Source organism: Xenorhabdus beddingii (assembly GCF_002127545.1).
Lineage (GTDB): Bacteria > Pseudomonadota > Gammaproteobacteria > Enterobacterales > Enterobacteriaceae > Xenorhabdus > Xenorhabdus beddingii.
Map to the genome: position 1 here is coordinate 1 of NZ_MUBK01000147.1, position 685 is coordinate 685.

Here is a 685-nt window from a genome sequence, read left to right on the forward strand (position 1 = left end):
CATATTGGCCCGCACAGGGGTCATCATTTCAATCCCCTCCGCCTTCATTTCCTGTTTAAACTCAACGCCTAAATACCCTTTATCACCCAGCAAACAGCCTTTTATCGAGCCGATCACATCCCAGGTTGCTTCACGCTCACTGACATTGGCGGGCGTCAGTGTAAATCCGGTTACCACGCCAATTTCGTCTATCATAAGATGGCCTTTGAAGCCGTGATAAGTTTCGTTTTTGGCGGCGCAGTACCCATAATCGGCTTGTCCTTTGAAGTTGGCACAGCCTTTTGCTCTTTTGAATCCACAGACGGGCAGCGGAAATCCGTCGATAATATGGACCGGCCTGTCGAGCTCGCCCAATAACCTCGCCAGTTTTTCTTGCAGTTGTTGTTTAACAACCCAAAGATTCGAAATCTGTTTAGCGAAATTGGCGCGTGAACCCAGCCCCGGAAACCACTCGCGCCAGTGGCCATTAAAGTACGTCCAGATGCCTTTATCGGTTGAAAATCCTAAAAACTCCCCCACGACTTCCATCGTGATGGCTTCGGCATCGCTCAGTTTAGGCGGATATCCCCGGCTTCTGAATCGCATACCTTGCTGTAACTGCGTTAAATTGTCATCTACCCAACAAAACACCCAAATGATAAAATCTTGCTGTGACATAGCCTTTTGTTCCTTTATTTCTCTATTT

Annotated in this window: 1 protein-coding gene; it reads right to left on the bottom strand. The window is 47.7% G+C overall.

Annotation, left to right across the window (positions count from 1 at the left end; translation table 11 throughout):
• A partial coding sequence (locus tag Xbed_RS18940; protein ID WP_086114328.1) for an IS982 family transposase occupies positions 1-657 on the bottom strand: 657 nt, incomplete at its 3' end.
• Between the last annotated feature and the right edge of the window lie 28 nt (positions 658-685).